Origin of the sequence: Xanthomonas sp. LF02-5 (genome assembly GCF_034105325.1) — a bacterium.
GTDB classification, from domain to species: Bacteria; Pseudomonadota; Gammaproteobacteria; order Xanthomonadales; family Xanthomonadaceae; genus Xanthomonas_A; species Xanthomonas_A sontii.
This window is the reverse complement of the sequence record NZ_JAXGGF010000001.1, coordinates 795,272-819,646: the sequence shown is the minus strand read 5'-3', so window position 1 is coordinate 819,646 and position 24,375 is coordinate 795,272. Positions and strand designations below refer to the sequence as shown.

18 protein-coding genes are annotated in these 24,375 nt (G+C 70.3%); 7 read left to right on the top strand and 11 right to left on the bottom strand.

Going from position 1 to position 24,375, the window contains the following annotated elements; translation table 11 throughout:
• Positions 1-55 precede the first annotated feature (55 nt).
• The 7 genes from SLW52_RS03725 to araD1 form a co-directional block, all read right to left on the bottom strand.
• Positions 56-676: a glutathione S-transferase gene (locus SLW52_RS03725; RefSeq protein ID WP_267099066.1), complete on the bottom strand. Its 621-nt coding sequence runs from the start codon at positions 674-676 to the stop codon at positions 56-58.
• Positions 677-722: 46 nt separating this feature from the next.
• Positions 723-1,748: a galactofuranose ABC transporter, permease protein YjfF gene (gene yjfF / locus SLW52_RS03720; RefSeq protein WP_320739393.1), complete on the bottom strand. Its 1,026-nt coding sequence runs from the start codon at positions 1,746-1,748 to the stop codon at positions 723-725.
• Positions 1,745-2,800: an ABC transporter permease gene (locus tag SLW52_RS03715; RefSeq protein ID WP_320739395.1), complete on the bottom strand. Its 1,056-nt coding sequence runs from the start codon at positions 2,798-2,800 to the stop codon at positions 1,745-1,747. The genes yjfF and SLW52_RS03715 overlap by 4 nt, the downstream gene beginning before the upstream one ends.
• A complete protein-coding gene (locus tag SLW52_RS03710; protein WP_153751271.1) occupies positions 2,797-4,308 on the bottom strand; it encodes a sugar ABC transporter ATP-binding protein in 1,512 nt (503 codons plus the stop codon). The genes SLW52_RS03715 and SLW52_RS03710 overlap by 4 nt, the downstream gene beginning before the upstream one ends.
• 10 nt (positions 4,309-4,318) lie before the next feature.
• Positions 4,319-5,311: an ABC transporter substrate-binding protein gene (locus tag SLW52_RS03705; RefSeq protein ID WP_148829228.1), complete on the bottom strand. Its 993-nt coding sequence runs from the start codon at positions 5,309-5,311 to the stop codon at positions 4,319-4,321.
• 97 nt (positions 5,312-5,408) lie between these two features.
• Entirely contained in the window at positions 5,409-6,848 is a 1,440-nt protein-coding gene (locus SLW52_RS03700; protein ID WP_295908364.1) for an aldehyde dehydrogenase family protein, read from the bottom strand.
• Between the two features lie 18 nt (positions 6,849-6,866).
• Positions 6,867-7,874, bottom strand: a complete 1,008-nt coding sequence (araD1, locus tag SLW52_RS03695) for an AraD1 family protein (protein ID WP_320739396.1) — start codon at positions 7,872-7,874, stop codon at positions 6,867-6,869.
• Between the two features lie 152 nt (positions 7,875-8,026).
• Between araD1 and SLW52_RS03690 the strand changes: the two genes are divergently transcribed.
• Complete coding sequence (locus SLW52_RS03690) at positions 8,027-9,010, top strand: LysR family transcriptional regulator (protein ID WP_152180441.1); 984 nt, start codon at positions 8,027-8,029, stop codon at positions 9,008-9,010.
• A gap of 160 nt (positions 9,011-9,170) precedes the next feature.
• Here the strand turns inward: SLW52_RS03690 and SLW52_RS03685 are convergent, their stop codons facing one another.
• Complete coding sequence (locus SLW52_RS03685; protein ID WP_320739397.1) at positions 9,171-9,968, bottom strand: SDR family oxidoreductase; 798 nt, start codon at positions 9,966-9,968, stop codon at positions 9,171-9,173.
• A 174-nt stretch (positions 9,969-10,142) separates the two neighbouring features.
• Between SLW52_RS03685 and SLW52_RS03680 the strand changes: the two genes are divergently transcribed.
• The 6 genes from SLW52_RS03680 (at position 10,143) to SLW52_RS03655 (ending at position 19,732) form a co-directional block, all read left to right on the top strand.
• Entirely contained in the window at positions 10,143-11,867 is a 1,725-nt protein-coding gene (locus SLW52_RS03680) for an IlvD/Edd family dehydratase (protein ID WP_320739398.1), read from the top strand.
• A 256-nt stretch (positions 11,868-12,123) separates the two neighbouring features.
• Positions 12,124-12,648: a sigma-70 family RNA polymerase sigma factor gene (locus tag SLW52_RS03675; RefSeq protein ID WP_026143437.1), complete on the top strand. Its 525-nt coding sequence runs from the start codon at positions 12,124-12,126 to the stop codon at positions 12,646-12,648.
• A 65-nt stretch (positions 12,649-12,713) separates the two neighbouring features.
• A complete protein-coding gene (locus SLW52_RS03670) occupies positions 12,714-13,721 on the top strand; it encodes a FecR domain-containing protein (RefSeq protein ID WP_320739723.1) in 1,008 nt (335 codons plus the stop codon).
• 268 nt (positions 13,722-13,989) lie between these two features.
• Positions 13,990-16,887, top strand: coding sequence for a TonB-dependent receptor (locus SLW52_RS03665; protein ID WP_320739399.1), 2,898 nt, complete (start codon positions 13,990-13,992; stop codon positions 16,885-16,887).
• Positions 16,888-17,016: 129 nt separating this feature from the next.
• The gene (locus tag SLW52_RS03660) at positions 17,017-18,318 is read left to right on the top strand and encodes a histidine-type phosphatase (RefSeq protein ID WP_320739400.1); all 1,302 of its coding nucleotides are present in this window, start codon (positions 17,017-17,019) and stop codon (positions 18,316-18,318) included.
• 109 nt (positions 18,319-18,427) lie between these two features.
• Positions 18,428-19,732, top strand: coding sequence for a jacalin-like lectin (locus SLW52_RS03655; protein ID WP_295927093.1), 1,305 nt, complete (start codon positions 18,428-18,430; stop codon positions 19,730-19,732).
• Between the two features lie 297 nt (positions 19,733-20,029).
• On the opposite strand, the gene radA is transcribed toward SLW52_RS03655, so the two are convergent.
• The 3 genes from radA to SLW52_RS03640 all read right to left on the bottom strand — a co-directional run bounded on the left by radA (position 20,030) and on the right by SLW52_RS03640 (position 24,360).
• Positions 20,030-21,415 carry a DNA repair protein RadA gene (gene radA, locus SLW52_RS03650; RefSeq protein ID WP_320739402.1) on the bottom strand — a complete coding sequence of 462 codons (1,386 nt, stop codon included), beginning with the start codon at positions 21,413-21,415 and terminating at the stop codon, positions 20,030-20,032.
• A 306-nt stretch (positions 21,416-21,721) separates the two neighbouring features.
• On the bottom strand, positions 21,722-22,258 hold the full coding sequence (locus SLW52_RS03645) for an adenylate kinase (RefSeq protein WP_284467627.1): 537 nt from the start codon (positions 22,256-22,258) through the stop codon (positions 21,722-21,724).
• Between the two features lie 233 nt (positions 22,259-22,491).
• Positions 22,492-24,360 (bottom strand): tetratricopeptide repeat protein, encoded by a 1,869-nt coding sequence (locus tag SLW52_RS03640; protein WP_320739725.1) that lies wholly within the window; start codon positions 24,358-24,360, stop codon positions 22,492-22,494.
• Positions 24,361-24,375: the final 15 nt, after the last annotated feature.

The following is a 24,375-nucleotide window of genomic DNA, read 5'->3' as shown; positions in this document are numbered from 1 at the left end:
TTGACGGGCATGGCAACCGCCGCGACGGCACCGTCCCCCGCCGGAAACGCCGCACTCAGGTCAGCGCCGTCATCACGCCCTTGCGATAGGCCGGGCGCTGCTGCAGACGTTGGTACCAGGCGTGCAGGTGCGGCAGTGCCGGGCGTTCGATCGGCATCTCGAACCAGGCATAGGCGAAGCTGCCCAGCGGGATGTCGCCCATGGCGAAGTGCTCGCCCGACAGCCAGGGCTGTTGCGACAGTGCGGCGTCGGCGGTGTGCAACAGCTCGGCCGATTGCGCCAGCGCGGCGGCGATCCTGGCTGCATCGCGCTGTTCCGGCGCGGTGCGCAGCACACCCCAGAACAGGTCGCGGAAGGCGCCGGCGAAGCGCGAGGTGGTCCAGTCCATCCACTTGTCGCCCTGCGCGCGCAGCACCGGGTCCTGCGGGTACAGCGTGCCCGGGGCGTAGCGCGCGGCCAGGTAGCGGACGATGGCATTGGATTCCCACAGCGCCAGGCCATCGTCCTCGATCGCCGGCACCAGGCCATTGGGATTGAGCGCGCGATAGGCCGGCTGATCGTTGCCGCCGAACGCGCCGCCGACCTCGATGGAGGTGTAGGCCAGGCCAATCTCCTCCGCGCACCACAGCACCTTGCGCACGTTGCTCGAATTGTGGCGGCCCCAGATGGTCAGCATGTCGGCGCTCCGCTTGCGGTTGCCGAATTCTACGCCGCCGTGCCGCTCACTCGCTCGCCGCACCCTGCGGCAGGCGCCGGGTCAGCAACCGCTGCAACAGGCAGAACAGCAGCAACAGGCCGCCGATCACGATGCGCGTCCACCACGAGCTGAGCGTGCCGTCGAACACGATCAGGGTCTGGATCGCGCCCAGGATCAGCACGCCGAACAGAGTACCGATCACATAGCCGCTGCCGCCGGCCAGCAGCGTGCCGCCGATCACCACCGCGGCGATGGCGTCCAGCTCCAGGCCCTGCGCATGCAGGCTGTAGCCGGACAGCATGTAGAACGTGCACACCACCCCGGCCAGCGCCGAGCAGAAGCCGCTGAAGGCGTAGACGCGCACCTGGGTCGCCTCCACCGGCAGGCCCATCAGCCGCGCCGAGGCCTCGCTGCCGCCGAGCGCGTACACACAGCGGCCGAAACGGGTGCATTGGGTCAGCCACATGCCCAGCGCCACCGTCGCCAGCGCGATCAACGCACCGACCGACAGCGATGCGTCGCCGCCCAGCGGCAGCCGCGCCTGCGCGATCGCGGTGTACAGCGGGTCGGTGATCGGGATCGAATCGACGCTGATCAGGTAACTGGCGCCGCGCGCCAGGAACATGCCGGCCAGGGTCACCACGAACGGCTGCAGGCGGTAGCGCTGGATCAGCAGGCCCATGAACGCACCGAAGACGCTGCCGAGCAGCAGCACCAGCGGGATCGCCGCCAGCGGCGACCAGCCATGGCGCTCGACCAGCGATGCCGACAGCACGGTGGTGAACGCCAGCACCGCGCCCACCGACAGGTCGATGCCGCCGCTGAGGATCACCAGGCTCATGCCCACCGCGGCGATGCACAGGAAGGCGTTGTCGATCAGCAGATTGGCCAGCACCTGCGGCGCCAGGAAGCCGTCGTAGAGCACCCCGCCGGCCGCGAGCATGGCCACGAACAGCGCCACGGTGATCGCCAGCGGCAGGCGCGCGCCCTGCAGCACGCCCGCCGCCTTGCGCAGGCCGGACCCAACCAGGCGCGGAGCCGCCGCGCTCATGGCCGCACCTGCGGCGGCGGCCGCCGGATCCAGCCGCGCAGGTTGGCGCGGAAGCGCGGCGATTGCAGCAGCATCACCGCGAACACCAGCAGCGCCTTGATCAGCATGGTGACCTGCGCCGGCACGCCGAAGGCGTAGATGGTCGCGGTCAGGGTCTGGATGATCAGCGCGCCGATCACGCTGCCGGCCAGGCTGAAGCGGCCGCCATCGAGCAGCGTGCCGCCGAGGGTGACCGCGAGGATCGCGTCCAGTTCCATCAATTGCCCGGCGTTGTTGGCGTCGGCGCTCTTGACGTTGGAACTGATCAGCAACCCGGCCAGGCCGGCGCTGAACGCGCAGAACACGTACAGCAGCACCGCGATCTGCCGCGCGCGCACGCCCGCCACCCGCGCCGCGCGCGGGTTGTGGCCGATGGCGCGCACGAACAGCCCCAGCGCAGTGCGCCCCAGCAGCAGTTGCAAGGCCGCGAACACCGCCGCGACCACGAACAAGGCGAACGGCAGGCCGAGCAGGAAGCCGTTGCCGAGATAGAAATAAGGTGGGTAGTAGATGGTGAGGATCTGCCCGTCGCCGATCAGCTGCGCGATGCCGCGCCCGGCCACCATCAGGATCAGCGTGGCGATGATCGGCTGCATGCCGACCTTGACCACCAGCAGCCCGTTCCACAGCCCGCACAGCGCCGCCACCAGCAGCGGCGCCAGCAGCACCGCCCACAGCGGGAAGCGGCTGTGCTCGCCGCCGCCGATCATCCATGCCGCCACCGTCGCGGCGATCGCTACCACCGCGCCGACCGAGATGTCCAGGCCGCGCACCGCGATCACCAGGGTCATGCCCATCGCCACCAGCGCCAGCGGCGCGGCACGGTTGCCGATGTCGACCAGGTTGCCGTAGAGGTGACCGTCGCGCCATTGCAGGCTCAGGAAGCCGGGGTCGAATAGGCCGTTGCCGAGCAGCAGCACCGCCAGCGTCGCCAGCGGCCAGAACAACGGATGCGCGCGCAGCCGCGCCGACCAGCGCGATGCGGTGGTGTCGGGCGTGGCGGTGGCGCTCATGCCGCGCTCCCGGCGATCAGCTCGAAGATCGCGCGCTCGCCGCAGCCGCCGGGCAGTTCGCCGACCAGGCGGCGTTCGCGCAGCACCGCGATGCGGTCGGCGATGCGCGCGATCTCGGCGACCTCGGCGGAGATGAACAGCACCGCCATGCCCTCGCGGGCCAGGGCCAGGATCCGGGTCATGATCTCCTGCTTGGCGGCGATGTCGATGCCGCGGGTGGGTTCGTCCAGGATCAGCAGCCGCGGCCGCGTCGCCAGCCAGCGCGCCAGCACCACCTTCTGCTGGTTGCCGCCGGACAGCAGCCCCACCGGCGTCTCCAGGCTCGCGGTCTTGATGCCCAGCACGTCCACGTAGCCCTGCGCGATGCGCAGTTGCTCGGCCGGCGCCAGGAACCGGCGCAGGCCCATGCGCGCCTGCAGCGCCAGCACGATGTTCTCGCGCACCGACAGTTCGGCGACGATGCCCTCGGTCTTGCGTTCTTCCGGACACAGCGCCAGGCCGTGGGCGATCGCGTCGGGTGGGCCGCGCAGCGCCACGTCGCGGCCGTCGATCGCCACGCGGCCGCGATCGGCACGGTCCAGCCCGAACAGCAACCGCGCCAGTTCGGTGCGGCCGGCGCCGAGCAGGCCGGCCAGGCCCAGCACCTGGCCTTGGCGCAGTTGCAGGTCGACCGGCTGCAACTGGCCGCGCCGGCCCAGACCCTGCGCCTGCAGCAGCGGCGCAGCGTCCTCGGGCGCGGCCGCGCGCACCGCGGCGGCCGCGGCGCTGGCTGGGTCGAGCGCGCGCCCGACCATCGCCGCGACCAGTTGCGGCGCCGGCAATTCCGCCGGTGTGTACTCACCGACCAGGCGGCCGTTGCGCAGCACGCTGATGCGGTCGGCCACCGCGTACACCTGGTCCAGGAAGTGGGTGACGAACAGGATCGCCATGCCGCCATCGCGCAGCGCGCGCATCACCCGGAACAGTTCGGCCACCTCGCCTTCGTCGAGGCTGGAGGTGGGTTCGTCGAGGATCAGCACCCGCGCCGACACGCCGACCGCGCGGGCGATGGCCACCATCTGCTGCACCGCCACCGGATAGCTGCCCAGCGCGCGCCGCACGTCGATGGCGATGCCCAAACGCTGCAGGCCGGCCTCGGCCTCGCGCTCGACCCGGCGCCAGTCGATGCGCCGCAGCCAGCCGCGTAGCGGGTAGCGGCCGGCGAACAGGTTCTCGGCCACCGACAGGTTCGGGCACAGGTTCACTTCCTGGTACACGGTGCTGATGCCGAGCCGTTGCGCCTGCTGCGGCGACGCCGGCGCCACCACCGCGCCGTCCAGCGCGATACGCCCGGCGTCGGCGGCGGTCACGCCGGTGAGCAGCTTGATCAGGGTCGACTTGCCGGCGCCGTTCTGGCCCATCAACGCGTGGATCTCGCCGCCGCGCAGGCGCAGCGCCACGTCCTCCAGCGCGGCCACGCCGGCGTAGGCCTTGCTCAGTCCCTGCGCCTCCAGCGCCAGCGGATGCATGCGCGCGGCCTCAGTACTTGCGCTTGGGCAGTTCGGCCGCGGCCTGGTCCTGGGTGTACACCGACTCCTCCACCACGATGCGCTTGGGCAGCGGCTTGCCGGCCTTGAGGTCGCGGATGGCCTGCACCAGTTGCGGGCCCAGCAGCGGATTGCATTCGACGGTGACGTTGAGCTTGCCGGCCTGCATCGCCTCGAACGCGCCCTTCACCCCGTCCACCGAGATCACCAGGATGTCCTTGCCCGGCTTCAGCCCGGCTTCCTCGATCGCCTGGATCGCGCCGATCGCCATGTCGTCGTTATGCGCGTAGAGCACGTCGATGTTGCGTCCCTCCGACTTCAGGAACGCCTCCATCACTTCCTTGCCCTTGGCGCGGGTGAAATCGCCGCTTTGCGAGCGCACGATCTGGAAGCGCGGATGCGCCGCCAGGATCTCCTTGAAGCCCTTCATGCGATCGATCGCCGGCGCCGAGCCGACGGTGCCCTGCAGTTCGACGATGCGCACCGGCTTGTCGCCGTCCTTCAGCGGCGAGCGCTCGACCAGCCAGCGCGCCGCCTTGCGCCCTTCCTCGACGAAATCCGAACCGATCAGGGTCACGTACAGGCTGTCGTCGGACACCTTCACCGCGCGGTCGGTCAGCACCACCGGGATCTTCGCGGCCTTGGCCTCGCGCAGCACCGTCTCCCAGCCCGACTCCACCACCGGCGAAAACGCGATCACGTCCACGCGCTGGGCGATGAACGAGCGCAGCGCCTTGATCTGGTTCTCCTGCTTCTGCTGCGCGTCGGAGAACTTCAGCGTCATGCCGGCATCGGCCACGGCCTGCTTGATCGAAGCGGTGTTGGCGGTGCGCCATTCGCTCTCGGCGCCGACCTGGCTGAAACCGACGGTGAGTTGCCCGGGCGCCTTGCCAGCGTCCTTGCCGCCGCCGGAACAGGCGGCCAGCGCCATCCCCAGCAGTGCCGCGATTCCCAGCGCCCGCATTCCCGACGTGTGCTTGTGCATAGCCCCTCCTCGTTGATGGCACGCTGGCGGCGGACGGGCCCGGAGGCCGCGACGCGCCGCCCACCCTCCCAGGCCGGCGTGCACTGATTCGATCAGTTCATGGTGCGGATGTGTAAGCCGTCTTGACCGTGGTGTAGAACTCCACCGCATAGCGGCCCTGCTCGCGCGGGCCGTAGCTGGAGGCCTTGCGTCCGCCGAACGGCACGTGCGGGTCGACGCCGGCAGTGGGCAGGTTGACCATCACCATGCCCGCCTGCGCGTGCCGCTTGAAATGCGTGGCGTGCTTCAGCGAGCGCGTGGCGATGCCGGCGCACAGGCCGAACTCGGTGTCGTTGGCCAGGGCCAGCGCGTGTTCGTAGTCGTCGGCCACCAGCACCGCGGCGACCGGGCCGAACACCTCCTCGCGGGCGATGCGGTGCTGCGGCTGCGCGGCCACCAGCGCCGGGCGCAGGTAGTAGCCGCGGTGCGCGCACTCCAGCGCCTCGCCGCCGTAGAGCAGTTCGGCGCCTTCCTCGCGGGCGATGCGCAGGTAGTCGCGGTCCTGTTCGAACTGGCTGGCGCTGGCGACCGGCCCGATGTCCACGCCCGGCTCCATCGCATGGCCGATCTTCAGTGCGGCCAGGCGCGTGCGCACCCGCGCGACGAAGTCGTCGTGCACCGCGCGTTCGACGATCAGCCGGCTCGACGCGGTGCAGCGCTGGCCGGTGGAGAAGTAGGCGCCGTTGACCGCGATCTCCGCCGCCAGGTCCAGGTCGGCATCGGCCAGCACCACCAGCGGATTCTTGCCGCCCATCTCCAACTGGATCTTCAGCCCGCGCTCGGCGGCCTGCTTGAGCAGCCGGTTGCCGGTGGGCACCGAGCCGGTGAAGCTCAGCGCATCGATGCCGCGCTCGCCGACCAGCGCCTGGCCGACCGTGCTGCCGCTGCCGAGCACCAGGTTGAACGCGCCGTCGGGCAGGCCGGCGCGGCTGAGGATCTCGGCCAGCGCCCAGGCGCAGCCGGGCACGATCTCCGCCGGCTTGAACACCACGGTGTTGCCGTAGGCCAGCGCCGGCGCGATCTTCCACGCCGGGATCGCCAGCGGAAAATTCCACGGCGCGATGATGCCGACCGTGCCGACCGGCTCGCGGGTGATCTCGACGTTGACCCCGGGCCGGGTGGAGGCCAGCGTCTCGCCGGGAATGCGCAGCGCCTCGCCGGCGAAGAACTTGAAGATCTGCCCGGCGCGCGCCGCCTCGCCGATGCTCTCCGGCAGGGTCTTGCCCTCTTCCGAGGCCAGCAGCGCGCCCAGTTCCTGCTTGCGCGCCAGGATCTCGCTGCCGACCGCGTCCAGCGCGTCGGCGCGCTGCTGCGGGGTGCTCGCGGCCCACGCCGACTGCGCCGCGTTGGCCGCGGCGATCGCCTCGCGTACCGTGGCCGCGTCGAGGCTGCCGGCCTCGCCGACCGGTGCCGACAGGTCGGATGGATTCTCGTCGGGGGCGAGGTCGTCGCCGGCCACCCAGCGGCCGTCGATGTAGCTCTGGAAACGTCGGGTCATGCCTACCTCCGTGCGGTTCTACAGCGCGCGCACGCCGCCCAGGGCGAATCCGCTGTCGACGCGCTGCAAGGGATTGACCAGCGCCGCGCCGAACTCGGCCAGTTCGATCTCGAAGCGGTCGCCGGGCTGCGCCTGCACGCCATCGGCAAAACTCAGCGTGGCGGTACCGAAGAAATGCAGGTGCACGTCGCCGGGCACGCGGTGCGCGGCGTACTTGAAATGGTGGTATTCGAGATTGGCCAGCGAATGGCACATGTTGGCCTCGCCGGTGACGAAGGGCTTCTCCCAGATCACCGCATCGCCGCGGCGGATGCGGCTGTGGCCGCGCAGGTCGCGCGGCAGCGCGCCGCAGCGCAGTTCCGGGCCGACCGCGCAGGCGCGCAGCTTGGAATGGGCCAGGTACAGGTAGTTCTGGCGCTCGGTGACGTGGTCGGAGAACTCGTTGCCCAGCGCGAAGCCGAGCCGGTACGGCACACCGTCGGCGCCGATGACGTAGAGCCCGACCAGTTCCGGCTCCTCGCCGCCATCCAGGGCGAAGTCCGGCGACGGCAGCGGCGCGCCCGGCGCGACCAGAGTGCTGCCGTCGCCCTTGTAGAACCATTCCGGCTGCGCGCCGGGCTGGCCGTCGCGGGGGATGCCGCCGTCCACGCCGAGCTGGAATATCTTCATCGAATCGGTGAGCGTGCCCTGTGCCGCCTGCTGCTGCAGGTTCTGGTGCATGGCATCGCGGGTGGCGGCGCTGCCCAGGTGGGTCAGGCCGGTGCCGGTGACGCGGCAATGCGCCGGGTCCGGATGGGTCAGCGGCGGCAGCACCCGGCCGGCGGCCAGCAGCGCGGCGTAGTCGAGCACGCGCTCGCCGCGCAGCTGCTGCGCCTGCGCCTCCAGGCTGTTGCCGGCGGCCAGCGCCGCGTTGGCCAGCGCATAGGTGGACGCCACCTCGCGCAGCAGCCGCACCTGGCGGCCGTCGTCTTCCACCACACCGACGCCGGGCGCACCGGCGTCATCGAGCAACTGGATCAATCGCATGCATCGGTCGCCTGTCGGAATGCGGACGCGCAGCGGGCGGCGCGGGACACGCGCGGCGCGATGCGCCCGACCTATTCTGGCCGGACGACCTATATGCAACAAATATCGGTTTTGGCTTAACGTATACGAACATTCATATCACTCTGAGCGCCATGCCCGCCGCCCCGCCCTGGTTTGTCCGCGCCCGCCTGAAGACCCGGCAATTGATGCTGCTGCTGGCGATCGAGGAGGAAGGCAACATCCACCGCGCCGCCGAGACCTTGAACATGTCGCAGCCGGCCGCCTCCAAGCTGCTCAAGGACCTGGAGGACATGCTGGCGGTGCCGCTGTTCGAGCGCCTGCCGCGCGGCATGCGCGCCACCTGGTACGGCGAGGCGATGATCCGCCACGCGCGCATCGCCCTGGCCAGCCTCGGCGAGGCCGGCGCCGAGATCGAGGCGCTGAAGGCCGGCTATGCCGGCAGCGTCGGCGTCGGCGCGATCGCCGGCCCGGCGATGAGCCTGCTGCCGTCGGCGCTGGCCCAGGTCGGCGCGCAGCATCCGCTGCTGCGGGTGAGCCTGCGCGTGGACGGCAGCGACGTGCTGCTGGAGCAACTGGCGCAGAACAAACTGGACATCGTGGTGGCGCGGCTGTTCGCGCGGCACGACAAGCGCCACCTGCACTACCAGGCACTGGCCGAGGAAAAGGTCTGCGCCATCGCCCGCCCCGGCCATCCGCTGCTGGCGGCGCCGGCGCCGACGCTGGCGGTGCTGGCCGAGGCACCTTGGATCGTGCCGCCGGACGGCAGCGTGTTGCGCCACCGCTTCGAACTGATGTTCCAGAACGCCGGGCTGGAGGCGCCCAAGCGGGTGATCGAGACCTCGGCGCTGGTGGTGCTGCCGCAGTTGCTGCGGCATGGCGACGCGCTGGCGGTGGTACCGGAGGACGTGGCCCGGCATTTCGCCGACCACGGCAGCGTGGCGATCGTGCCGGTGGCGCTGTCCTGCCGCATGGACGCCTTCGGCCTGATCACCCGCCGCGACTGGCTGCTGTCGCCCGGCGCGCGGATCGTGCTGCAGGCGCTGCAGGAGGCGGCGGCGACGGTCTACGGCGTCGCCGTGACGGCGACCCCGCCGTCGCTGCCTGCGGACGGCTGATCGCGTCGGGACTGAAGTCCCTCCCACAACGCGCCGCCCAGCAGCAGCGCCCGGCTGTTTGTGGGAGGGGCTTCAGCCCCGACGAGCGAAGCCGGATACCGCCTCCGCTGTTGCCCTGCCCGAACCGGTGCCCCCGCGACGCCCAGCCGCGCGACCGCGCTCAGGTCCAGCCGCCGTCCACCACGAACTCCTGCGCGGTGATCGCGCGCGCCTCGTCCGAGGCCAGGAACAGCGCCATGCGCGCGATGTCCTCGGGCATCACCTTGTCCGGCAGGCACTGGTTGCGCGCCAGTTCGCGCTCGCCGGCCTCGTCCAGCCACAGGGTGACCTGGCGTTCGGTCATCACCCAGCCCGGGGTCAGCACGTTGATGCGGATCCGCGCCGCGCCCAGGTCGCGGGCCAGGCCGCGGGTCAGGCCGTTCACCGAGGACTTGGCGGTGGCGTACACCGGGTAGCCGCCGGTCTTGCTCTGCCAGCCGGTGGAGCCGAGGTTGACGATGGAACCGCCGCCCAGCCGCTGCATGCCCGGCACCACTGCCTGGATGGCGAAGAACGCCGCGCGCTGGTTGATCGACACGCAGCGATCCCAGTACTCCGGGGTCACCGCGTCGAGCGCGTGGCGGTCGTCGCTGCCGACGTTGTTGAGCAGCACGTGGAAGTCGCCCAGCTCGGCCGCCGCCTCGCCGATCGCCGCCTGCAGCGCGGCCACGTCGGTGACGTCGCAGCGACGCCACCACGGCGCGGTCAGGCCGGCCGCGGCCAGCCGCTCGGCCAGCGCGGCGCTGGCCTCGGCCGCGACGTCGACGAAGGCCACCTGCGCGCCCTGCGCGGCGAAGGCCTCGACCAGCGCGGCACCGATGCCGGAACCGCCGCCGGTGATGAAGACGCGGCGCCCGTGCAGGCTGCCATAGGTTGCGTTGCCGAGGGAGGAAGGCGCTGCGCTTGCCGAGTTGTCCATGCCGTTTCGCTCTAGGTGGATAGGATTTCGATATATGAAAACAAATATCCATTCGGAGATATTTGCTATTTTTCACGTATCAATATGCCCGCTAGCATCCCCGGCGTAAAGCATCCGGGGGCGGCTTGCGCACAAGGCGGATCCCGGCGTCCTGGACTCGAGGAATCCGCCGACATGGGCTCACCCAGCAAACCGCCGCGCCGCAGCCAGGCGTGGTTCGGGCGCGAAGGCAAGCAGGGCTTCTACTACCGCAGCTGGCTCAAGAGCGCCGGCCATCCGCACGACATGTTCGATGGCCGTCCGGTGATCGGCATCTGCAACACCTGGTCGGAACTGACCCCGTGCAACGGCCACCTGCGCGAACTGGCCGAACACGTCAAACGCGGCGTCTACGAGGCCGGCGGGTTCCCGCTGGAGTTCCCGGTGATGTCGCTGGGCGAGACGCAGATGCGCCCCACCGCGATGCTGTTCCGCAACCTCGCCAGCATGGACGTGGAGGAATCGATCCGCGCCAATCCGCTGGACGGCGTGGTGCTGCTGATGGGCTGCGACAAGACCACCCCGTCCTTGCTGATGGGCGCGGCCAGCGTGGACCTGCCGACCATCGGCGTGTCCGGCGGGCCGTCGCTGTCGGGCAACTGGCGCGGGCAGCCGCTGGGCTCGGGCACCGGCGTGATCGAGATGTCGGAGATGGTCCGCGCCGGCACCCTGAGCCAGGACGACTTCGTCGAGGCCGAGGCCTGCATGCAGCGCTCCAAGGGCAGCTGCATGACCATGGGCACCGCCTCGACCATGGCCAGCATGGTCGAGGCGCTGGGCATGTCGCTGCCGGAGAACGCGGCGATCCCGGCAGTGGACGCGCGCCGCGCGCGGCTGGCGCGGCTCAGCGGGCGGCGCATCGTGCAGATGGTGGAAGAGGATCTGCGCATGTCGCAGATCCTCACCGCCGACGCCTTCGCCAATGCGATCAAGGTCAATGCGGCGATCGGCGGCTCCACCAACGCGGTGCTGCACCTGCTCGCCCTGGCCGGCCGCGTGGGCGTGCCGCTGCAGTTGGACGACTGGGACCGGCTCGGCTCGCGGCTGCCGTGCCTGGTGAACCTCAAACCGTCCGGCCAGTACCTGATGGAAGACTTCTACTATGCCGGCGGGCTGCCGGCGGTGATGCGCGAACTCGGCAGCGAACTGGCGCTGGACGCGCGCACCGTCAACGGTCGCAGCCTGGGCGAGAACGTAGCGCAGGCGCCGTGCTGGAACCGCGAGGTGATCCACCCGCTGGACGCGCCGGTGCGCGCGGAGGCCGGCATCGCCGTGTTGCGCGGCAACCTGGCGCCGGACGGTGCGGTAATCAAGCCGTCGGCCGCCTCGCCGCACCTGTTGCGGCACCGCGGGCGCGCGGTGGTGTTCGAGAGCATCGAGGACTTCAAGGCGCGCATCGACGACGAGGCGCTGGACATCGACGCCGACTGCATCATGGTGCTCAAGCACTGCGGCCCGCGCGGCTACCCGGGCATGGCCGAGGTCGGCAACATGCCGTTGCCGCCGAAGCTGCTGCGCGCCGGCATCACCGACATGGTGCGCATCTCCGATGCGCGCATGAGCGGCACCGCCTACGGCACCGTGGTGCTGCACGCCTCGCCGGAGGCCGCCGCCGGCGGCACCCTGGCACTGGTGCGCGACGGCGACATCATCGAACTCGACGTCCCCGGCCGCGCGTTGCACCTGGAAGTCAGCGACGAGGAACTGCTGCGCCGGCGCAGCGAATGGACCCCGCCGCCGGCGCCGACGCGCGGCTGGAGCAAGCTCTACGTGGAGCACGTGCAACAGGCGCACCTGGGCGCCGACCTGGATTTCCTGGTGGGCGGCAGCGGCGACGCGGTGGCGAGCGATTCGCATTAGCGGTCGCGGCGGGATGCATCCACCTTGCCTTCGCAGGAGCGGCGGCGAGCCCGCCGTGCGCACTGTGGGAGGGACTTCAGTCCCGACGCATTGCGCCATCGGAACGCACACCACGTCGCGCGTCGCGGCTGCATGACAGGCGACTCCCGCAGGAAGTGGCGAACACCGCCTTGCTCCGCACGCATCGCCCCCACGTCACCGAACCGTCATCTGCAGCTTCTAGCCTGCCCCGCACCCCAGGGACAAGGCAGGCTCGGTGGCGGCTCACCCCAAACGCGCATGGGCGCGCATGTTCGCGGAACACGGCCCGGTGCTGCGCGGCTTCTTCGTGCGCCGTGGCGCACGCGAAGACGCCGAGGACATGGTGCAGGAAACCTATCTGCGGCTGCTGCGCGCGCATCGGCAGCAGGGCGAGGCCATCGCCAATCCCGAAGCCTATCTGTACACCGTCGCGCAGAACCTGGCGCGCGAACAGGCCGCGCGTCGCCGCCAGGCGCCGCTGCGCATCGACGAGATGGAGCAGTTCTCGCAATTGCTGGCGGCGGGAGACGACGTGGAAGACAGCGCACACCGGCGGCAGCGCCAGCAGCACCTGCAGGCCCTGCTCGCCGAGCTGCCCGCGCGCACCCGCGCGGTGCTGGTGATGCAGTACCGCGACGGGCTGAGCTACAAGCAGATCGCCGAACGCATGGGCGTGTCGCCGCACATGGTCAAGAAACATGTGGTGCGCGGGCTGTCAGCCTGCCGCCGCGCGCTGGCCGACAGCGGAGACCGCTGGTGAACGACAGTACGTTCTCTTCGCGCAGTGCCATCGCCGATGCCGCGCACTGGCATGCGGTGCAACGCATGCAGCCGCTGGACGCGAAACAGGAACAGCAGTTGCTGGACTGGCTGACCGCCTCGCCGCAGCATCTGCGCGAGTATCTGGCCATGCAGCGCGTGGCCGGCGAACTCGGCGAGGCGCTGCGCGGCATGGACCTGGACGTGGACGCCTTGCTCGCCAGCGACGACACCGCCGATGGCGCGGCGAGCGGCAACGTCATCGCCCTGCCCGTGCCGCGGCGCGCGACAGCGGCAGCGCCAACGCGTGCGGCGCGCGCCCACGCCGCGCCGCGCTGGCGTCTGGCCGCGGCCGCCGCGGTGTGCGCGGTGTGCGCGGTGGCGGTGCTGGTCGGCTGGGCCTGGCCGCGCAGCCAGACCTACCGCACCGCGCTCGGCGAACAACGCAGCGTGCAACTGGCCGACGGCAGCACGGTGCGGCTCAATGCGCAGACCCGCTTACGCGCCACGCTGACGCCCTGGAGCCGAAAACTGCAGTTGCTGCAGGGCCAGGCCAGTTTCGTGGTCGCCGCCGACCGGCGCCCGCTGCAGGTGCAGGCCGGGGGCCTGCGCGTGGAAGATATCGGCACCACCTTCGACATCGCCCTGCACCCCGACCAGGCGCGCATCGAGGTCTCGGCCGGGCGCGTGCACGTGTGGCGCCAGGATCGGCCGCAACAGCCCATGCTGGCCGATCTCGGCGCCGGCCAGAGCGCGCGCATCGACACCGCCGATGGCCGGGTCGAACTGGGCAACGAGGACGTCGCGGCGATGCACGCGTGGTGGCAACACCGCATCGTGTTCCGCGACGAACCGCTGGCCAATGTCGCCGAGGATTTCAACCGGCTCAACCGCACCCGTCTGCTGATCGACGACGCCGACGCCGGGGCGATGCGACTGACCGGCAACCTGCGTGGCGACGACGTCGCCGCGTTGCGCGCCTTCCTGGATGCGCAACCGACATTGCAGGTGCGCACCAGCGCCGACGGCATCCACGTGCGCAGCCGCACGCCGACACAGGCGCGCCTGCAGTAGCGCGGCAACTGCGTCGCGCGCACTGCGCGACGCACGCATCCTTCAAACCAGACGGCCGGCACGCCATCAGCGCGTCACATGCATCGTGCACGCACGCATCCGTGCGCGCACGCGAAGCCAGCACCCCCACGCACGTGTCACAGAAAATTCATCGAAAAACGGTGCCCGATCTTCGTCGTCGCGCCTCGTAGTCCGGGGACAGCGCAAGCAAACGCCCATGGGCGATGCCGCGCGCACCACACCACCCCCGCTCTCACAGGACCCGACGATGCGCCGCACCCTGTTCCTTTCCATCGCCCTCGCCCTGCACGCCGGCACCGCCGGTGCGCAGACCGCGCCCATCGCGGTCGAGGCGATTCCCGCGCAGCCGCTGGCGCGCGCGCTCAATGCGCTGTCGCGGCAGACCGGCCTGCAGTTCGTCTATGCCGCCGGCAGCACCGGCAACCCGCAGACCCATGGCAGCCGCGCTGGCGCGGCGCCAGAACAGGCGCTGCAGCAACTGCTCGACGGCACCGGCCTGCGCTACCGTTTCCTCACCCCGACCACGGTAACGATCGAGGCAGCGAGCGCGCCGGCGGAAACAGCGGCCACTGCACCGGCGGCGATGGCGGCCACAGCGACGCCGGTACCGACAGCGACCGCGGATGCGCCGGTCAAGCAACTGGACAGCATCCAGGTGCTCGGCAGCTACGCCGGCAGCCTCAGCGCCGCGCTGCGCGAGAAGCGCTACGCCGACAGCGTGGTCGACGTGATCGCCGCCGAGGACATCGGCAAGCTGCCGGCGCAGAACGTGGCCGAAGCGCTGCAGCGCGTGCCCGGCGTGTCGATCGTGCGCGACCGCGGCGAAGGCGTGTACGTGCGCGTGCGCGGCCTGGGGCCCAACTTCCAGGTGACCACGCTCAACGGCCAGACCATGGCGGTCAACGAGAACGTGCGCACCTCCGGCCAGACCGGCCGCCAGTTCCGCTACGACACCCTGCCGGCGGAACTGGTCGCCGGCCTGGAAGTGATCAAGAGCCCCACCGCCGACCTGGACGAAGGCGCGATCGGCGGCATCGTCAACGTGCGCACGTTCCGCCCGCTGGAACTGGGTAAAACGCTTACCAACGTGTCGCTGGAGTCGAGCCAGGCGCAGCGCACCCACGCCAACGACCCGCGCGTGTCCGGCCTGTTCAACTGGGTCAACGCCGACGGCACCTTCGGCCTGCTGCTGTCCGGCGCCTACGCGCAGCGCAGCCTGCGCCAGGACCGGGTCAACGAAGTGAGCTGGGACTACTACCGCAACGGCGTGCCGGGCGTGCCTGGCGCCAACTACGTCCCCACCGGCCTGCGCCCGACGTTGGAACTGGAGCAGCGCGAACGCACCGGCATCGCCGCCTCGCTGCAGTGGAAACCGAGCGCGGCCTGGGAAACCAACCTGGACCTGCTCTACGCCAAGCAGACCGTGCACTACGACGAATACAGCCTGGGCGTGGGCTTCGACAGCCTGGCCAAGCTCAGCAACCTGCGCGTGGCGCATGGCGGCGTCGCCGGCTTCGACTACCGCAACGGCCAGGTGCAGATCTCGCGCGAGACCTCCGGCATCACCGACGACAACCGCAGCGCGCGCCTGTCCAGCACCTGGAGCGGCGATGCGTGGACGCTGGGCGCGGTGGCGTTCCACTCGCAGGCGCACAGCTACGACTCCGATCCGATCCGGCGCACGCGCCTGCGCAGCGGCACCACCCTGTCGATGCGCGTGGACATGCCGCAGGCCGATGGCGACGACGTGCCCGACTGGCGCTTCACCAACGGCTTCGACCCGACCAACCCGGCCAGCGTGGCCGGGCGCCGCCTGGAGTGGCGCGAGATCGATGCGCGCGACAAGGAGGACGCGCTGCAGCTCGACGCCAAACGCGCGCTCGGCGACGGCTTCTTTCGCGAGCTCAAGTTCGGCGCCAAGTACCGGCAGCGCTCGCGCACCTACGATCGCGCCGACCTGCTGCTGACCAGCATCGCCGGGGTGCGCTTCCCGGCCGGCAACTTCACCGCGCTGCCGGTGGACGACATGCTGACCGACGCCAACGGCAACCTGCCGCGGCAGTGGCTGGCGCCGATCGAATCGCGCTTCTTCGGCACCTGGCCGACCGCCGCGGACCTGGTCAACACGCCGAACAGCGCCGACCTGCAGAACTCCTACGAGGTGAAGGAGAAGATCGGCTCGGCCTATGCGATGGCCGACTTCGGCGGCGACCTGGCCGGCCGCGCGCTGCGCGGCAACCTCGGCGTGCGCCTGGTGCGCACCGAGCAGACCACCGACGGCCACGCCGACGTCAACGGCAGCGCGCAGCCGGTGCACTTCGAACGCAGCTACAGCAATGCGCTGCCCTCGTTCAACGCCGCCTGGGACGTGCGCGAGGACATGGTGCTGCGCAGTTCCGCGGCCAAGGTCATCACCCGTCCCGACCTCACCGACCTGTCGTCCAAGCTCACCTTCAATTCCAGCGGCGAGATCCTCACCGCCAGCGGCGGCAATCCGTCGCTGCGTCCGTTCGAGGCCTGGCAGTACGACCTGACCTTCGAGTGGTACATCGACGGCACCTCGGCGCTGACCGGCGGCGTGTTCTACAAGGACATCTCGCGCTTCATCCAGACCCAGATGTCGAACCTGCAGTACCAGGGCCAGACCTACCTGCTCTCGTCCAAGACCAACGGCAGCCAGGCCAGCGTCAAGGGCGTGGAAGTGGCCTACCAGCAGGTCTTCGCCGGCCTGCCGGCGCCGCTGGACGGACTGGGCATGCAGCTCAACTACACCTGGACCGACAGCGAGGCCACCTATCGCGACGGCAGCCGCACCTTCACCGACAGCCTTGAAGGCGTGGCCAAGAACACCTACAACGCGGTGCTGTTCTACGAGAAGGGACCGCTGATGGCGCGGGTGAGCTATGGCTGGAGCGACGACATCGTCAACGCGGTCGGCACCGCCAACGTCGCCACGCTCAACAGCGACAAGTTCGGCAGCCTCGACGCGAACGTGGCCTGGAAGGTCAACGACACCCTGTCGGTGTTCGTCAACGCGATCAATCTCACCGGCGCCGTGCAGCGCCAGTACGTCGGCGACCGCCTGTTTGGCGGCTACACCGACTACGGCCGCACCTGGTCGGTGGGCTTGCGCGCACGTTTCTGATCCGCCGCGCTGCCGCCCACGCGCGGCAGCCCGCCCGCCCCGCGGCCTGCATCGCCGCGGGCGCCGGCCATCGCACCGTGCGCCGCCCGCCGCCGCGCGCGGCGTACCGCCTCTGCCTGGAGCTTGCCGATGCCATCGCTGCCGCGCCTCGCCACCCTCGTCCTGTTCGCCTTCGCGCCACTGGCCTGCACCGCCGCACGTGCGCAAGCGGCCGCGACGGACACGCTGGAAAAAGTCGTCATCCTCAAGCGCCACGGCGTGCGTGCGGCGATGTCCAGCGCGGAGCAACTGGAGCGCTATTCGGCACGCCCCTGGCCGCGCTTCGCGGTGCCCGCCGGGTATCTCACCGCGAACGGCGCGGCGCTGGAACGCTTGTTCGGCACCTACTACCGCGCCCGCTATGCGCCGCTGGGGCTGTTCGCCGGCGACGGCTGCGCGGCCGCGTACTACTGGGCCAACCGCACCCAACGCACCCTCGCCTCGGCGCAGGCGCTGGCCAGCACGCTGACCCCGGGCTGCGCCAATCCGGTGCACAGCGTCGCCGACGATGCCTCCGATCCGCTGTTCGACGGCGCGCCCGCCCTGCGCACTCCCGCCGTGGTGGCGCAGATGCGTGCGGCCATCGCCGGCCGCATCGGCGGCGACGCGCAGGCCTGGAACGCGGCCCAGGCCGATGCCATCGACAGCCTGCAACAACTGCTGCTGCAGTGCGCGCAACGGCCCTGCCCGGCCGACGCCGGCAGCGGCAAGCTGCGCCTGGATGCGGTACCGGCGCGGCTGGGCGATGCCGACGACGCGATCCCCGGCATCGAAGGCCCGGCCTCGACTGCTTCCGGCCTCAGCGAAAGCCTGCTGATGGCCTGGGCCGACGGCCAGGACTTCGCCGCGCTGGGCTGGCGCGGCGTCGACGAGGCCAGCCTGCTGCGCGCCTTCGCCCCGCACCAGGCCGAGTTCGCGCTGCGCCTGCGCGCGCCGGCGGTGGCGCGCATGGCCGCCTCGCCGCTGGCCGCGCGGCTGCTGGCGACGCTGCTGGACGGCAGCGGCCAGGCCACGCGGGCCGAACCGATCGGCGGCGCGGCGCGGCTGTTGGTGCTGTCCGGCCACGACGGCACCTTGACCCTGCTGGCCGGCATGCTCGACCTGCACTGGCAACTGCCCGGCTACCAGCCCGACCAGACCGTGCCCGGCGGCGCGCTGGTGTTCGAGCGCTGGCGCCGCGCCGACGGCGAACGGGTGATCCGCCTGCGCTACACCGCGCAGAGCCTGGCGCAACTGCGCGAACGCCGCGCGCTGACGCTGCAGGCGCCGCCACTGGAGTCGCCCGTGTTCATCCCGCAGTGCAGCCGCGCCGACGCCGCCTACGACTGCCCGCTACCCGCCTTCGCCGCCGCGGTCGAGGCCGCGCTCGATCCGCAGTTCCTGACCCCATGACGCCACGTGCGCCGGCCCCGGCCGGTCGCGCGGCGGCATCGGTGCCTTCCGGCACCGCCCCTGGCGCTCGCGCCACCCGCTGTTCCTCCCAACCCGCAAGAGGCGATTCATGATCCAGCATCTACGCACCCTCGTGAGCTACGGCATCGGATTGAGCCTGGCCTGCGCCGGCGTGGTCCACGCGCAATCGGACGTCGGCGTGCTCGACGTGCTCACCTACAACGTCGCCGGCCTGCCGCAGGGCATTTCCAGCAGCAACCCGGCCGCCAACACCGCCCAGATCGCACCGAAGCTGGCGCCCTACGGCCTGATCAACGTGCAGGAAGACTTCAACTATCACGCCACCTTGTACGCGGGCGACCAGCACCCCTACCGCACGCCCACCAGCGGCGGCGCGGCGATCGGCGACGGCCTCAACACGCTGAGCAACTACCGTTTCGACGACTTCACCCGCATCAAGTGGGACAAGTGCAACGGCACCGACTGCCTCACCCCCAAGGGCTTCAGCTACATGCGCGTGCGCCTGGACGACGGCGTGCTGCTGGACGTGTACAACGCGCACCCCAACGCCGGCACCGAAAGCGCCGACCTGGCCGCGCGGCGCGCCAACATCAGCCAGCTCTCGCAGTTCATCCAGACCTGGTCGGCCGGCAACGCGGTGTTGGTGATGATGGACTCCAACACCCGCTACACCCGCGCCGACGACAACATCCGCACGCTGATCGCCGGCAACGGCCTGACCGATGCCTGGGTGGAACTGGTCAAGGGCAGCGCCCCGGCCGCCGGCGCCGCGCCGCTGCTGTGCGGCACCCCGCCGACCAACGACTGCGAAGTGGTGGACAAGATCCTGTACCGCGACGCGCCGCAGCTGACCCTGGTCGCCAACCGCTACAAGCTCGACGACGGCAACTTCTACGACAGCGACGGCAAGCCGCTGTCCGACCACTACCCGCTGGCCGCGCAGTTCGGCTGGGCAGTCGGGACCACCGTGCGCACCAGCGACCAGTTCGGCGGCCCGCACGGCACCCCGTTCAACGACATCGCCAAGGGCGCCGAGCAGCGCACCATCGCCAGCGTGACCCTGCGCGGCGCCTCGCGCCTGGACGGCATCGCGCTGGGCCTGGACAACGGCAGCACCCTGGCCCACGGCGGCAGCGGCGGCGACGCGGTCACGCTGCGCCTGGGCAGCAACGAGCGACTGACCTCGGCCACGCTGAGCGTGGGCCAGTACAACGGCCACACCCGGCTGTTCTCGCTGAGCCTGCGCACCAACCAGGGCCGCAGCCTCAGCGCCGGCACGCCGACCGCCGAGACCTACACGCTCACCGCGCCCAGCGGCTGGCACATCGCCGGCTTCACCGGCCGCGACGGCGACGAGATCGACAAGCTCGGCGTGGTCTACCGCAAGGATTGACGGACCCGCGGGCGCCATCGCGCCTGCGGCACCGCAACGGCAACGGCGCGCGTGGCGACGCGCGCCGTTCGCCTTACCGAAGAAGAGGCGCCGGCTGCGACCTGCGGCCGGTCGCGCGCATCGACATGCAGCGAGCGGATGCACGTGGCTGACGGTGCGGATCGGAAATCTCCACACCAGGCCGCGCGATGCGGCCACGCGTCTATGTGGGCCGCACTCGCGCGCGCACCACCGCATCGCGATTCGAAGCGACGCAGTACACGGGGACGACGCGCCGCTGCCCGCCGACGCCGCAGCCTATTCGCTCGCCGCTTCCAGCGCCTGCGCCAGGCGCTCCACCGCGATCACCTCCATGCCCTTGACCGTACCGGTCTTGGGCGCATTGGCCTTGGGCACGATGGCGCGCTTGAAGCCGTGCGTGGCGGCCTCGCGCAGCCGGTCCTCGCCATTGGGCACCGGGCGGATCTCGCCGGACAGGCCGACCTCGCCGAAGGCGATGGTCTTTTCCGCCAACGGCCGATCGCGCAGCGACGACAGCACCGCCAGCAGCACCGGCAGGTCGGCCGCGGTCTCCTGCACGCGGATGCCGCCGACCACGTTGACGAACACGTCCTGGTCGCCGACCACGATGCCGCCATGGCGGTGCAGCACCGCCAGCAGCATCGCCAGCCGGTTCTGTTCCAGGCCCACCGCCACGCGCCGCGGATTGGACAGCGGCGAGGCATCGACCAGGGCCTGCACTTCCAACATCAGCGGCCGAGTGCCCTCGCGGGTGACCATCACGCAACTGCCGGGCTGGTGCGCACTGCCGCCGGACAGGAAGATCGCCGACGGATTGGAGACTTCCTTCAGCCCCTTCTCGCCCATCGCGAACACGCCCAGTTCGTTGACCGCGCCGAAGCGGTTCTTGAACGCGCGCAGCAGGCGGAAGCGGCTGCCGCTCTCGCCCTCGAAGTACAGCACCGCATCGACCATGTGCTCAAGCACGCGCGGGCCGGCGATGCCGCCCTCCTTGGTGACGTGGCCGACCAGGAACACCGCCGTGCCGGTCTCCTTGGCGTAGCGCACCAGGCGCGCCGCGCTCTCGCGCACCTGGCTCACCGAACCCGGCGCGGCGGTCAGCGCCTCGGTCCACAGGGTCTGCACCGAGTCGGCGACGATCAGCTTGGGCCGCGCCGCGCTGGCGTGCTGCAGGATGTGCTCGATGCCGGTCTCGGCCAGCGCATTGAGGCCGTCCAGCGGCAGGTCCAGGCGCACCGCGCGCCCGGCGACCTGGCCCAGCGATTCCTCGCCGGTCACGTACAGCACCGGCAGCGTGCCGGCCATCTTCGCCAGCGCCTGCAGCAGCAGGGTCGACTTGCCGATGCCGGGGTCGCCGCCGATCAGCACCACCGCGCCCTCGACCAGGCCGCCGCCGAGCACCCGGTCGAACTCGCCGATGCCGGTGGACACGCGCGCCTGGTCGCGATGCTCCACGTCCTTGAGCGCGGTGATCTTCGGCGTCTCGGCCTTGCCGGCCCAGCCGCTGCGCCGCGCCGCGGCCGGCGCCTTGGCCGTGGCCGCGCTCTCCAGCACGATCTCGCTCAGCGAGTTCCAGGCACCGCATTCGGTGCACTGGCCCTGCCACTTGTTGTACTCGGCGCCGCACTCGCCGCAGACATAGGCCGTTTTCGCTTTCGCCATCTGCTTCTGGTCCGCTCAGACAATGCATCAGCATAGTGGCTGGCGGTCTCAAGGTCCGCGACGCGGCGCCAGGCGCCGCATCGCATTCGCTTCCCCAGCTGGTAACGCGGCGCCGGGAAGACGTCGCGCACTCGGCAGCGACGACGATGTACGGCGGGCGCTGCTGCGTTTCCCCGCGACTGATGACCCAAGTCGCCCGCGCACGGCCGCCAGGCGGCAGCAGGAGGCAGCCTGTGGCGCCGACGTCGGGTCAGACCGATTCTGACCGGGGCGGTGTCCTCTTCGCTTATCGCGGCAGGGAGGCCGTCAGCGCGCCCTCAAGGCAGCAAGCAGGTGTTCCGCCTGCTCCCGTCGCCTAATGCGCACGAAGCGAATATGCGCGTACTGCGGGTTGTGCAGATCGGCCTGGTAGCGCGCGCGGTTGCTGCGCCAGGTCTTGAGCATCCAGATGATGATGGACTCCCGGCTAAAGAAGGCGCGGCGAAAACTCTCGCGATTTCCCGTACCGGGCCACAGCTCATGTTTGTGCCAGGCCCGTTTGAACGCTCTGGCGACAGCCTGGAACAGCGTGCGCCAAAACCCATAGTCCACCCACACCACCAGGTCCACGTCGCGCCATTTCACGGGGCGCGTCCGGTTGTAGTTGCCATCCAGCACCCAGTCCGCAGAGGCGGCTAACGCACGCTCCAGTTCTTTCAGGAACACGTCGTCCGGGGTCCCCTGCCAGTCCGCACGCCAGTAGAGTCTGTCCATTTCGACATAGGGAATCGCAAGTTCCTTGGCGATCAGCCTGGCGAGCGTGCTTTTCCCGCTTGCGCTGGTGCCGACGACATTGATTTTCACCGCCTGACCTCGTCCTCGCAAAGAAGATCGGCCACCTCGACCGCTCCCGCACGGTGCTGCGCTCGCTGCAGGAACGGCTTCACATGGACTGCGCCATCGGTGGCGACCAAACAGTGAGCATCGCGCGCGCAACCGCCGCAAGCGACACGCGCCAGCACGACGACGCCGTCGCCGCACCGCGCACCGAGGCGCCGGCACAACGAAGCGCCGGGCGGCGATCGCGCTCGCCGCCCTCAACGCGCCTTGTACAACTCGCTCAGGCGATCCGGCGTGCCGGCGATGCGCTCCAGGTGCGGATACTGCAGGCCACCGTAGTAGGCGATGCGCACGGTGTCGTAGCGGTCGCCGCGCTTGACCAGCAGTTCGATCGGCGTGCTGCCGCCCTTGGCCGCGGTGACCGCATCCTTGAGCGCCTCGGCGCTGTACTCGCGGCCGCCGACTGCGACCACGCGGTTGCCGGCGATGATGCCGGCATTGAACGTCGGGCTGTCCCACAGCACGGATTGCACCCGGCCCTGCTCGTCCAGGCTCAGGCCCAGCGAGTAGCTCAGGTCCAGGTTCTTGTTGCGCGCCTCGGAGGTCTTGCTGGCCGCGTTCGGCTGATCGGTATAGACCAGCTTCCAGCCGCTGGCCTCGATCCCGCCGACCAGCGACCCGTGCGCATCGAGACGGCTGCGCAGCAGGCTCGCCCAGTCGTACTTGGCGATCCCATCGAGCGTGGCGACGATGTCGTCAAAGGTGTAGGTGTTCACGTCCCAGGCGCCGTCGTGCATGCCGAAGAACGCCTTGGCGAAATCGTCCAGCGAGCGCTTGCCGCCGCTGAGCTCGCGCAGCTTGGCGTTGACCTCCAGCCAGACCATCTGCCCGCCGGAATAGTAGTCCTCGCTCAACTGGTAGCTGCGGTAGGCGCGCGGCCGGCGCATCGACATGGTCGGGTCGTTGGTGGTGTCCTGCAGCGCGCGCCAGGCCAGGCCGGGACGGCCGCGCTGGTAGACCGCGGCGACGTTGGCCAGCATGTCGCGGGCCTGGTCCTGGGTCCACAGCCCTGCGCGCGCGGCGATCACCTCGCCCCAGAACTGGGTCTGGCCCTCGTACAGCCACAGCAGGCTGTCGCCCATCGGCACGTTGAAGTTGGGCGTGGCCAGGTCGGCGCCGCGCCGGTACTTGCCGTTCCAGGAGTGGTTGAACTCGTGCGCGAGCAGGTCGCGCATCTCCCAGCTCTTGTCCCACTCGGTGAAGTAGTCGAGCGGGCCGCTGTTCTCGCTGGAGCGATGATGCTCCAGGCCGATGCCGCCGAGCTTGTCGGTCAGCGCCAGCAGGAACTCGTAGTGGTCGAAGTGACGCGCGCCGTACAGCTTGTCCATCTGCTGCACCAGGGCCACGTGCGCCTTGATCTGGTCGGGCTTGGCCTCCAGCGACTTGGGCTTGTCGGCGAACACGTTCAGCGCCACCGGCGCCTTGCCCTTGTCGTCCAGCACGATGCGCTTGTAGTACTTGCCGGCGAACATCGGCGAATCGACCAGGTCGTCGAAATCGATCGGCTTGAACGTCACCGTATCGCCGCTGCGCGTGGCGGTCTCCAGCGCGGTGGCGTAGCTCCAGCCGGCCGGCAGGGTCACGCTGGCCTGCGCCTGGATGTTGCGCGCGTACACCCCGGCCGGATACAGCGCGGTGGTGTTCCACTGCAGGTTGAGCATCTCCGGGGTCATCATCACCCGGCCCTGGCCGTCGCCCTGCGAGGACAGGAACTGGTACTCGGCGACGATCTCGCTGACGCCGGCGGGCACGTCGATCTTGAACGCATAGACGTCGAACTGGTCGCGCGTCCACGGCAACACCTTGCCGTTGGCCTTGATCACCAGCCCGGCGAGCTTGTCGATCGGACCGGTCGGCGAATGGTTGCCGGGGATCCACTGCGGATACAGCAGGGTCATCGGCCCCGGCGTGGCCGGGATGGTGCTGCGCACGCGGAAGATACGGTGCGCCAGATCGGTGGCATCGACATCGATCTTCAACGTACCGGCGAAGGGCACGTCGCGCGGCGGTGCGGTCTGCGCCGTGGCCTGGAACGCGACAGTGGCGGCCAGCAGCAACGGCGCCATCCAGGCGGTGGACTT

Coding starts and splice junctions, on each gene's coding strand:
- SLW52_RS03665 (WP_320739399.1), top strand. CDS start 13,990: ATGCGCCGCACCCTGTTCCTTTCCATCGCCCTCGCCCTGCACGCCGGC.
- SLW52_RS03710 (WP_153751271.1), bottom strand. CDS start 4,308: ATGCATCCGCTGGCGCTGGAGGCGCAGGGACTGAGCAAGGCCTACGCC.
- SLW52_RS03660 (WP_320739400.1), top strand. CDS start 17,017: ATGCCATCGCTGCCGCGCCTCGCCACCCTCGTCCTGTTCGCCTTCGCG.
- SLW52_RS03705 (WP_148829228.1), bottom strand. CDS start 5,311: ATGCACAAGCACACGTCGGGAATGCGGGCGCTGGGAATCGCGGCACTG.
- SLW52_RS03715 (WP_320739395.1), bottom strand. CDS start 2,800: ATGAGCGCCACCGCCACGCCCGACACCACCGCATCGCGCTGGTCGGCG.
- araD1 (WP_320739396.1), bottom strand. CDS start 7,874: ATGCGATTGATCCAGTTGCTCGATGACGCCGGTGCGCCCGGCGTCGGT.
- radA (WP_320739402.1), bottom strand. CDS start 21,415: ATGGCGAAAGCGAAAACGGCCTATGTCTGCGGCGAGTGCGGCGCCGAG.
- SLW52_RS03700 (WP_295908364.1), bottom strand. CDS start 6,848: ATGACCCGACGTTTCCAGAGCTACATCGACGGCCGCTGGGTGGCCGGC.
- SLW52_RS03655 (WP_295927093.1), top strand. CDS start 18,428: ATGATCCAGCATCTACGCACCCTCGTGAGCTACGGCATCGGATTGAGC.
- SLW52_RS03685 (WP_320739397.1), bottom strand. CDS start 9,968: ATGGACAACTCGGCAAGCGCAGCGCCTTCCTCCCTCGGCAACGCAACC.
- SLW52_RS03670 (WP_320739723.1), top strand. CDS start 12,714: ATGCAGCCGCTGGACGCGAAACAGGAACAGCAGTTGCTGGACTGGCTG.
- SLW52_RS03680 (WP_320739398.1), top strand. CDS start 10,143: ATGGGCTCACCCAGCAAACCGCCGCGCCGCAGCCAGGCGTGGTTCGGG.
- SLW52_RS03690 (WP_152180441.1), top strand. CDS start 8,027: ATGCCCGCCGCCCCGCCCTGGTTTGTCCGCGCCCGCCTGAAGACCCGG.
- SLW52_RS03725 (WP_267099066.1), bottom strand. CDS start 676: ATGCTGACCATCTGGGGCCGCCACAATTCGAGCAACGTGCGCAAGGTG.
- SLW52_RS03640 (WP_320739725.1), bottom strand. CDS start 24,360: ATGGCGCCGTTGCTGCTGGCCGCCACTGTCGCGTTCCAGGCCACGGCG.
- yjfF (WP_320739393.1), bottom strand. CDS start 1,748: ATGAGCGCGGCGGCTCCGCGCCTGGTTGGGTCCGGCCTGCGCAAGGCG.